12 protein-coding genes and 1 tRNA gene are annotated in these 9,077 nt (G+C 62.9%); 6 read left to right on the top strand and 7 right to left on the bottom strand.

Annotated features, from left to right (window positions below):
• Position 1 precedes the first annotated feature (1 nt).
• The 3 genes from ACYG9Y_RS12260 (at position 2) to ACYG9Y_RS12250 (ending at position 3,811) form a co-directional block, all read left to right on the top strand.
• Positions 2-1,729, top strand: a complete 1,728-nt coding sequence (locus ACYG9Y_RS12260; protein WP_023670978.1) for an ABC transporter substrate-binding protein — start codon at positions 2-4, stop codon at positions 1,727-1,729.
• Positions 1,730-1,818: 89 nt separating this feature from the next.
• Complete coding sequence (glpK, locus tag ACYG9Y_RS12255; RefSeq protein ID WP_023739974.1) at positions 1,819-3,312, top strand: glycerol kinase GlpK; 1,494 nt, start codon at positions 1,819-1,821, stop codon at positions 3,310-3,312.
• Between the two features lie 22 nt (positions 3,313-3,334).
• Positions 3,335-3,811, top strand: a complete 477-nt coding sequence (locus ACYG9Y_RS12250) for a DUF6882 domain-containing protein (RefSeq protein WP_023739973.1) — start codon at positions 3,335-3,337, stop codon at positions 3,809-3,811.
• Positions 3,812-3,900: 89 nt separating this feature from the next.
• Here ACYG9Y_RS12250 and ACYG9Y_RS12245 read toward each other — a convergent pair whose 3' ends face one another.
• Positions 3,901-4,392 carry a BA14K family protein gene (locus tag ACYG9Y_RS12245; RefSeq protein ID WP_023739972.1) on the bottom strand — a complete coding sequence of 164 codons (492 nt, stop codon included), beginning with the start codon at positions 4,390-4,392 and terminating at the stop codon, positions 3,901-3,903.
• Between the two features lie 322 nt (positions 4,393-4,714).
• On the opposite strand from ACYG9Y_RS12245, the gene ACYG9Y_RS12240 reads away from it, so the two are divergent.
• Positions 4,715-4,790: transfer RNA gene (locus ACYG9Y_RS12240), tRNA-Lys, on the top strand.
• A 128-nt stretch (positions 4,791-4,918) separates the two neighbouring features.
• On the opposite strand, the gene ACYG9Y_RS12235 is transcribed toward ACYG9Y_RS12240, so the two are convergent.
• Entirely contained in the window at positions 4,919-5,125 is a 207-nt protein-coding gene (locus ACYG9Y_RS12235) for a hypothetical protein (protein ID WP_023739971.1), read from the bottom strand.
• Between the two features lie 220 nt (positions 5,126-5,345).
• On the opposite strand from ACYG9Y_RS12235, the gene ACYG9Y_RS12230 reads away from it, so the two are divergent.
• Complete coding sequence (locus ACYG9Y_RS12230) at positions 5,346-5,555, top strand: Arc family DNA-binding protein (protein WP_023739970.1); 210 nt, start codon at positions 5,346-5,348, stop codon at positions 5,553-5,555.
• On the opposite strand, the gene ACYG9Y_RS12225 is transcribed toward ACYG9Y_RS12230, so the two are convergent.
• The 5 genes from ACYG9Y_RS12225 to ACYG9Y_RS12205 form a co-directional block, all read right to left on the bottom strand.
• Entirely contained in the window at positions 5,552-5,866 is a 315-nt protein-coding gene (locus ACYG9Y_RS12225) for a hypothetical protein (RefSeq protein ID WP_023739969.1), read from the bottom strand. The two genes, ACYG9Y_RS12230 and ACYG9Y_RS12225, sit on opposite strands and share 4 nt — an antisense overlap.
• Before the next feature lie 37 nt (positions 5,867-5,903).
• Entirely contained in the window at positions 5,904-7,241 is a 1,338-nt protein-coding gene (locus ACYG9Y_RS12220; RefSeq protein WP_023739968.1) for a site-specific integrase, read from the bottom strand.
• A gap of 680 nt (positions 7,242-7,921) precedes the next feature.
• The gene (locus ACYG9Y_RS12215) at positions 7,922-8,074 is read right to left on the bottom strand and encodes a hypothetical protein (protein ID WP_023739965.1); all 153 of its coding nucleotides are present in this window, start codon (positions 8,072-8,074) and stop codon (positions 7,922-7,924) included.
• The gene (locus ACYG9Y_RS12210) at positions 8,071-8,367 is read right to left on the bottom strand and encodes a hypothetical protein (protein ID WP_023739964.1); all 297 of its coding nucleotides are present in this window, start codon (positions 8,365-8,367) and stop codon (positions 8,071-8,073) included. The genes ACYG9Y_RS12215 and ACYG9Y_RS12210 overlap by 4 nt, the downstream gene beginning before the upstream one ends.
• Positions 8,364-8,645, bottom strand: coding sequence for a hypothetical protein (locus ACYG9Y_RS12205; protein ID WP_023739963.1), 282 nt, complete (start codon positions 8,643-8,645; stop codon positions 8,364-8,366). The genes ACYG9Y_RS12210 and ACYG9Y_RS12205 overlap by 4 nt, the downstream gene beginning before the upstream one ends.
• An 80-nt stretch (positions 8,646-8,725) precedes the next feature.
• Here ACYG9Y_RS12205 and ACYG9Y_RS12200 point away from each other — a divergent pair, with 80 nt between their 5' ends.
• Entirely contained in the window at positions 8,726-9,049 is a 324-nt protein-coding gene (locus tag ACYG9Y_RS12200) for a hypothetical protein (protein ID WP_023739962.1), read from the top strand.
• The last annotated feature ends 28 nt before the right edge of the window (positions 9,050-9,077 follow it).

The raw sequence follows: 9,077 nt of genomic DNA, 5'->3' as shown, positions 1-9,077 counted from the left end.
TATGCGACGGCAATTTTTAACATCAACAACTGCCCTTGTCCTGTTGCTCGGGGTAGGCAACGCCTACGCCGGAATGGATGAGGCCAAGGCGTTTCTGGACAAGGAAATCGGCCCGCTGTCGACGCTCGACCGCGCCGGCCAGGAAGCAGAAATGCAGTGGTTCATCGATGCCGCGAAGCCTTTCGCCGGCATGGACATCAAGGTCGTGTCCGAAACCATCGCCACCCACCAGTATGAATCGCAGGTACTGGCGCCGGCCTTTACCGCCATCACCGGCATCAAGATCACGCATGACGTCATCCAGGAAGGCGACGTCGTCGAGAAGATCCAGACCCAGATGCAGACCGGCCAGAACCTCTATGACGGCTGGGTCAACGATTCCGACCTGATCGGCACCCACTGGCGCTACCAGCAGGTCCGCAACCTGACCGACTGGATGGCGGGCGAGGGCAAGGACGTTACCAATCCGAACCTCGACCTGAAGGATTTTATCGGCACCTCCTTCACCACCGCGCCGGATAAGAAGCTCTATCAGCTGCCCGACCAGCAGTTCGCCAACCTCTACTGGTTCCGTTACGACTGGTTCAACGACGAGAAGAACAAGGCCGACTTCAAGGCGAAATACGGCTACGACCTCGGCGTTCCCGTCAACTGGTCGGCCTATGAGGACATCGCCGAGTTCTTCACCGGCCGCGAGATCGACGGCAAGAAGGTCTATGGCCACATGGACTACGGCAAGAAGGACCCGTCGCTCGGCTGGCGGTTCACCGATGCCTGGCTGTCGATGGCCGGCAACGGCGACAAGGGCCTGCCGAACGGCCTGCCGGTCGACGAATGGGGCATCAAGGTCAACGAGAAATCACAGCCGGTCGGCTCCTGCACGGCGCGCGGCGGCGACACCAACGGCCCGGCTGCCGTCTACTCGATCCAGAAATACCTCGACTGGCTGAAGGCCTACGCTCCGGCCGAAGCCCAAGGCATGACCTTCTCCGAATCCGGCCCGGTGCCGGCACAGGGTGCGGTCGCGCAGCAGATATTCTGGTACACCGCCTTCACCGCTTCGATGGTCGACGCCGGCGCCAAGGCGGTGCTGAACGACGACGGTACGCCGAAGTGGCGCATGGCCCCGTCGCCGCATGGCGTCTACTGGAAGGACGGCATGAAGCTCGGCTATCAGGACGTGGGTTCCTGGACGCTGATGAAGTCGACGCCGACCGACCGGGCCAAGGCCGCCTGGCTCTACGCGCAGTTCGTGACCTCGAAGACGGTCGACGTGAAGAAGAGCCATGTCGGCTTGACCTTCATCCGCGAAAGCACGATCCACGACAAGAGCTTCACCGAACGTGCGCCGAAGCTCGGTGGTCTGATCGAGTTCTACCGCTCGCCGGCCCGCGTTCAGTGGTCGCCGACCGGCACCAACGTGCCCGATTATCCGAAGCTGGCACAGCTCTGGTGGCAGGCGATCGGCGATGCCTCGTCCGGCGCCAAGACGGCGCAGGAAGCCATGGACTCGCTCTGCGCCGAGCAGGAAAAAGTCATGACCCGTATCGAGAAGTCGGGCGTCCAGGGCGATATCGGCCCGAAGATGGCCGAAGAGCATGACCTCGCCTACTGGAACGCCGACGCGGTCAAGAACGGCAATCTCGCGCCTCAGCTGAAGATCGAGAACGAGAAGGAAAAGCCGATCACCATCAACTACGACGAACTGGTGAAGAGCTGGCAGAAGTAATCTTGGCGTACGCGCCAGGATCATAGTGAACGGGGAGGCGGCATCTTGCCGTCTCCCTTGTTTGTATAGGCGAGCTACCGGGAGGACTAATGACCGGATACATCCTTGCAATCGACCAGGGTACGACATCGACCAGGGCGATCCTGTTCGACGGCGCGATGAAGGTCGCCGGCAGCAAGCAGCAGGAATTCACGCAGCATTATCCTGCCTCCGGCTGGGTCGAGCATGATCCGGAAGAGATCTGGGCAAGCGTCGTCGCGACGGTCAAAGGCGCGCTGAAGGCCGCCGGCCGCGAGGCCTCGGATGTGGCGGCGATCGGCATCACCAACCAGCGCGAAACCGTCGTCATCTGGGACAAGGCGACCGGCAAGCCGATCCACAATGCCATCGTCTGGCAGGACCGCCGCACCGCGCCGCTCTGCCAGAAGCTGAAAAAACAGGGCCTGGAGAAAAAGTTCACCAAGAAGACCGGCCTGCTGCTCGATCCCTATTTCTCCGGCACCAAGATCGGTTGGATGCTGGACAAGGTGAACGGTGCGAGAAAGCGAGCCGAAAAGGGCGAACTGCTCGCCGGCACCATCGACAGTTTTTTGATCTGGCGGCTGACCGGCGGCAAGGTGCATGCGACAGATGCCACCAACGCCTCGCGCACGCTGGTCTATAACATCGAGAAAAATGTCTGGGACGACGAGCTGCTCTCCATCCTGCGCATCCCGGTGGCGATGCTGCCTGAGGTCAAGGATTGCGCCGACGACTACGGCGTGACGGAAAAAAGCCTGTTTGGCGCTGAAATCAAAATCCTTGGCGTGGCCGGCGATCAGCACGCAGCGACCATCGGCCAGGCCTGTTTCGAGCCAGGCATGATGAAATCGACCTATGGCACCGGCTGCTTTGCGCTGCTCAACACCGGCGCCGATCTGGTGCGCTCGAAGAACCGGCTGTTGACCACCATCGCCTATCGGCTGAACGGCAAGACTACCTATGCCTTGGAAGGCTCGATCTTCATCGCCGGTGCCGCCGTGCAATGGCTGCGCGACGGCATCAAGGTGATCGGCAAGGCCGAGCATAGCGGCGTTTTGGCGGCAACCGCCGACCCCACGCAGAACGTCTATCTGGTGCCGGCTTTCGTCGGTCTCGGCGCGCCGCATTGGGACGCCGAGGCGCGTGGCGCGATCTTCGGGCTGACGCGCAACTCAGGCCCGGCGGAGTTTGCCCGCGCGGCGCTGGAATCCGTCGCCTACCAGACGCGCGATCTCCTCGACGCAATGCGCAAGGACTGGAAGGGGGCGTCGGCCAAAACCGTGCTTCGCGTCGACGGCGGCATGGTGGCCTCCGACTGGACCATGCAGCGGCTGGCCGATATCCTCGATGCGCCGGTCGATCGCCCGACCATTCTGGAGACGACGGCGCTGGGCGCAGCGTGGCTTGCCGGCTCGAGGGCGGGTGTGTTGCCGAAGGCGAAGGATTTTGCCGGGAGTTGGGCGCTCGAGCGCCGCTTCAAGCCGGACATGGATGCCACGGTGCGTTCGGCAAAACTGGCCGGCTGGCGCGATGCGGTGCGCCGGACGCTGAGCGTACGGTAGTAAATCGTGGCGGGGGAAGGGGATGAATCCACACTGGTATGTCGCCTGGCGCGACGAGGCTGTCGAACAATTGGATGCAAAGAATGCACGCTTGCACCAGAAATTCCGACTCGGCAGTTGGCCTCGCTATGACTATGATCTGACAGAAGGAAAGCTTCTGTTCTCGGACAACGGCATCACCAAGGTCGTCGCCGAAATCCAAATCGCCGGATCGACGAGTGCCAAGGCCAGCAACTGGCTCTGGGCTTGGGCAAATTCAAACCTGCCTGGCGAACTGCTTGCCGACGCAAAGCTGGTTCGGTCATTCGGACAGGAGCATTCCATTGATGAGCTGGCTCAATCCTATGCGATAGATTTGAACAACGACCTGGAAGTGCTCGGCTGGAAGACGACCGCAGTTGCGGTTCGAATCTGCAACGGCCTCGGCGCATACCGTTCTCCGCGTGGTGAAGGCGGAGCCCTGTATCTGATCTTCAAGAGCGTCAATTGGGCCAGCTAATCCGCCGCGCCCGTACCCAAGCAACCTACGGAAAAGCCCGCGCCGTCGCCGGCGCGGGCTTTTCTACTCAGCACTGGTCCCAACTCAGCTCAATAGGGCGAATTGCACTGTTGACGCGGGCCGTAGTTGGGCTGGAATGTGTTGTCCGAGGCGCGGTACGACCGATAGCGGTCGTAGCACCACTGCACATGCGCATCGCCGCGGTTGTTCTCGCTGTTGACGATCGCACCGGTGATCAAGGCGCCGGTGGCGAAGGCAGCCAGCGGGAACCAGTAGTCGCCGTGACGGCGATAGCCGCGGTGATATTCGCGATAGCCGCGATGGCCATTCCAATAGCTGCCGCCATCATTGTTGCGCGAGAACTGGCGGCCTACGCGGAAATCGCGATTGCCGGAATTGCGGTTGCCATGGCGCATCCACCGCCAGTTGTCATGACGAGAATCGCCCACATTCACGATGTCGGACGAAGTTGCTGATGACTGGGGCACGAACATCTGGGTGGCATTGGCCGGCATAGCGGCGGCCGCGGCAAACGAAATTGACAGGGTGGTCGCCAGTAGACCCGTTGCGATCTTGTTCATGATCTTCTCCTTGAAGGGTGGTTGACGTCCCTTGTGAGACGAAAACGGCCCGCTCGTGCGATGGTTCCCACCAAAACAGTAAGTTGCTGATTTGTAATGTTTCTCGAATGTGGCGCGTGAGAAAAGGCGCGTCTCGCGCGCCAACAGATCGAACCGGCGACCACGTTGCGGGAACGGCTCACCGGGCTGGTGACGACGCAATTTGCGGCGCGTCTGGCAATGGCTGAAACCCCGGTCGAACGGCCATCTTTTTCCGGTTGACCGGTCGCGGCACTCTCCCTATGTTCCGCGCAATTTCGAGGGCGGCCTTTAGAGCCCGCGGGAGCGCGTAGCTCAGCCGGTAGAGCAACTGACTTTTAATCAGTAGGTCATGGGTTCGAGCCCCATCGCGCTCACCAAAGTTTCACGTGTAACATCAATATCTTACCGGTTTGGCGTCTGGAACAGATGCGGAACCGTGCGACTTTTTGCGACCCGTGCGACTTCGAAAAGTCGCACGGGCGTTCTGTGCCTGTTCCGCCGATTTCTAGGCGGCCATTCGTAGCAGTCGTGACACGTCGCGGTGGGCGGCCGCGATCTTGTCATGCGCAATATAGCAAAGGCTGGTCGCGGAATGCCGCATCAGCTCGTGCTGGTGGTCATCAACGTTCTCGGAAATGAAGATCAACGCGGTTAGCAAACTGTCGATCTCGGCTAGCTCCTGGTCTATGCGGTTCAGCGGGTCTTCCTCCATTATGGCGTTTTCTCCTGTGCGATCATCCCAGCCGTCTTAGGGGCGGCCTGACCTAAAACACGTCCGCACGATGGCGGGGTCAATCAGCCAGCCAGCTTTAGGAAATATCGTCGCGCGACGGTGTGGATTGCGGGGAGAGAAATCACCCAGTTAACGGTATATTTATACCACCCTGTGGGACGATTTCAGAGCCTTAAGCTTTCGGCCATAAGAGCGGGCAATGCCCGATCAGACCGAACCGCCGAGTTTCCATGTCCGCTTGTCCGCCACGCTGCGCAAACGGCTGAAGGTTGCCGCCGCCGAGAATGGCCGCAGCCTCAATCAGGAGCTGGTCACCAGGCTGGAACAGTCGTTCGAACTGAGCGACAGCGAGCGCGCCACGCTGCAGGCGCTGCTGGCCAGGGCCCAGTCGGTTCTGGACCTCAGCTAGTCGGGAATGTCGCGCGGCGGCGTCTGGTCGCGGTGTGGCGCCGGCTCCCAGCCGGTGACGGCCTCGATGCCGATCGTCACGCGGGCCGGCAGGTCGACGGTGATCTTGCGATCGTCCTCGTCGATGCGCAGGACGGTCCCTGTCAGGTCCAGCTTGCCGCCGGGCTTGACCTTCTTGGGCGGCCGCACCGAGTGCGGAAAGCCATAGTAGGGGATGCTGACGCTGGCGCGGCCGTCATCGAGCAGCTTGAGAACGGTGACGGTGACCGTCACTTCGTCGCCTACCGCAATGTCTGCAATATCCCACGCCATGCCTTGAGAATGGCGCGGGCGCGGCGGGCGTCAAGGCCTATAGCCCGAACTCCGTTTCGCCGCCGGCCTCGTACCAGCTGACCATCTTCTTGATTGCCGCGTCGGCCATTTCCGGATGCACGGCCAGATAGTGTTTCAAGACGCGCGTGGCGCTCGACAGGCTGTGGCCGGTGATGGCGCAGATTTCGGGAATGGTGCAACCGGCCAGCGCCAGCCAGGTCACCGCCGTGTCGCGCAGATCGGGCTCCTGAAAATCGGCCAGCGTCGGGCACGGCTTGATGATCCAGTCAACGCCGTTGTCGGCGCGGACGCCCTTCACCGCGATGTCGCGGACCTTGGCGAAGACATGGCTGTAGTGCTGGCCTTCGAACGGTTGCCAGCGGCAGACGCCATAGCGCCTGTCGACATGCTCGTTAAGGATGACGCGCTTGAAACGGCGCTCGATCGCCGGCCGCTCGTCGGCCTCGGCGCCCAGCAGCGCTTCGGCCTTGGCGGCGCGGCGGCGCTCGACCGAGGCGGCAAGCCGGCGCTCAAGCTCCGGCGATTCCATGACCCACACGATGGCGCCGGTCTTGGACTGGCGGAAATGCCGGCGCCCCTTCTGCAGGCCGACGTCGACCAGGTCGAGCCGATCGCGCTGGCGCTGGCCGGTCCAGACGCCCAGCATGGTCATGTCGCCGCTCTCCGGCACGCCGATGTGATCGGCCACAGTGACCAGCGTTTCAATCTCGGTGCGCGTGCCGAAGCGGATGCGCGGCGGCGGCGTCGCCATCTGCAGATCCTGCGCCGGGTTGACGCCAAGGTTTTCGCGGAAGGTGAACTTGCCGCGCCGCTTGCCCCAGCCCAGCGCGATCGACAGCACGGCGATGGCTCCGCGTGCAGTGGAGATCCCGCGCGCCGCCACAAGCGCCTCATACAGGCCGAACAGCACCGGCTGCGACAGGGCGTCGACCGGCGAGGCGTAGAGCGAGGGGTCATAGTCCTCGATCACGCGCGCCTTCTGCCGATAGTCCTTGATGGTTTTCGGCGCATATATGTTGCGCGCCGCGATCTGGCGCTGGCGCTCGGCCTGGTCGGCCGGCATCTGGAATTTCAGCGAGGCAAACCAGTCCTCGAACAGCTGGCCGACGCTGTAGAGTTTTCCGCGCGCCGGTGTCGGCGCTGTCTTGGCAGGAGCCGCCGCCCTGGCTTCCTTCACCAGCTGCTTGCAGAACGCGTCCGACCAGTCGATGGCCTCGCCGCGGCTGAACCAGGCGCCATCCTCGTGGCGCAAATCCTTGCCGGCGTGGCCGGCGTCGCGCAGCTGGCGCCCGGGCTGGAAGCGCGGCCGGCCGTCGCGCCAAGAGACGTGCTTGATTGAGGCTGGTTTGCGCATCGGTGTGGCTCCCGTTCACGCGCGAGGGTGAATCGCGCGGGGTGAAATGTCAAAGGCTGCGCGGTTGTTCCTCGCCGCCAGCGAAGTAGCTGGGGCGCCGCGTCAGCTCGGCTTCCTCGAAGAGGTCGGCGAATAGCGGCACCTTTTTTCAAGGCGTCGGCGCAAATTGCGCCGGCGCGCCTTTGCCTTTGCCTCGGGGCTCCAGCGGCGAATAGGTTGCTGAGTGACCAATTCCCAACCGATGCTGTAGCCGCCGCCAGCCACCCAAAGTTCCAAGACTTCGGGTGGACAAGGGGTGCCGCGCGGCACCAGCGCTGCCCTCAACACACGCGGCCCTGGAGGCGGCTTGGAATGGTTGCGCCATGCCAGCGACCAGCGCGCCATGTCAGTCGACGTCATGCTCTATCCTCAGAAAAAAGCCGGGGCGCCATTCTCGGTCACCCCGGCCAGCTGCGCCTACGCCAGAAACGGAACGCGGCGATCTCTTAAAAGATGCCCGGCAGAATGAGAGGGGGACTGTCTCATTCTGCCGGGCTGACCAGCCGCCAACGCGGGGGCGGCAAACGGCTGGTCAATCTGCTTGTGGTTGCAGCGCCCTGCGGGCGGCGACCATGATGGCGGCGGCGAACAGCCCGCCGCAGGTGAAGCCGGCGAGAAAGCCGATGACGGTTGCGCCGATCTCAGCGGTCATGGTGCCTCCTTTGGGGATGATGCTCGTAGCGAACCTCGAAGCCGCTGCGCACCGGCTGCGGCCGCCAGTAGGCCAGTGAGACGGCGCAGCCAAGCAGGAAGGCGATCGAGCCGCCGGCGCCGAGCATGAGCACGAACGTCATGCTGCCTTCCTCCGACGCTGTTCGGCGACGGTCAGCGTGTTGCGGCCGACGCCGGTGATTTCGGGGCGGGTCTTGCCGCCATAGACGCGGTGGTTGACCAGGCCCATGGCGGCCAGCGTCGACATCATGTCGAGTGTGACGCGCGGCGAGCCGCCGGCGCGCCAGCCGTTCTTGCAGCGGATCAGGCGATAGTCGCGCACGACGAACAAGGCGGCGAGCTGGCGATCGGTGATGTCGCGCGGGTCGACCTGCGAAGCCGACGCGATTTCAGCGAGGGTCCCAATGGTGGTCATGAGGGTGTTGCTCCGTAGCGTTCCAGAAGGGCCTTGGCGGCGGCGCTAATGGCGTCGACCTGCCCTTCGTTCTGGTTGGCGGGCAGAAGCGCGGGCAGCTGCCCGGCCGAACGCAGCCACACTTCGACAGCCCGACGCGGCCACACATCGCCGGTGGGGATTTTTCGCGGGAAGCCTTCGCGCTGGTGAAGCTTCAGCCAGTTTCGCTTCAGCCAAGGGGCGGGCCGCCCGATCGCCTGGGCGACCTCGTCTAAACCAGCTGTTTCATCGGAGAGCATGTGCAAAGCCCGCGTGTTGAGTCGCGGTATGTATCCCGCATTAATGCGGTATCGTCAATCATGTGCCGTAGAATTGTACGTTGCGCGCCGCAGTGCTTGCGCTGGCAAGTGCTGCGCGGCGCATAGACAATGCGGCAATGAGGGAAGTGCTCTTCTTTGCGATTGATGGGCCGGCGCGCTTGCTGGGTGCGCTGATTGGTCAGTTCTGGGCGGTCGGCGCGATCGTCATCAGCGGCTGGCTCGCCTACGTTGTCTATCAGCTTGCTGGGGCGGAGCGCCGGCCTCGTGTCGCAATGGCGGTTGGCGCATTGGTTTTCGTCTATGTCGGGCTGGTCACCTTCCAGGCAGAGAAGTGGACCGCCCTATCCATGCTCGGCCATTATCACGGCCAAGACGAAGAGTAGTCGAAAGAGCGCGCACCCTGTCAAGTGC

This window comes from Mesorhizobium sp. W050, from assembly GCF_054719535.1.
The sequence above is the reverse complement of the archived record's forward strand: the minus strand, read 5'-3'. Positions and strand labels throughout refer to the sequence as shown.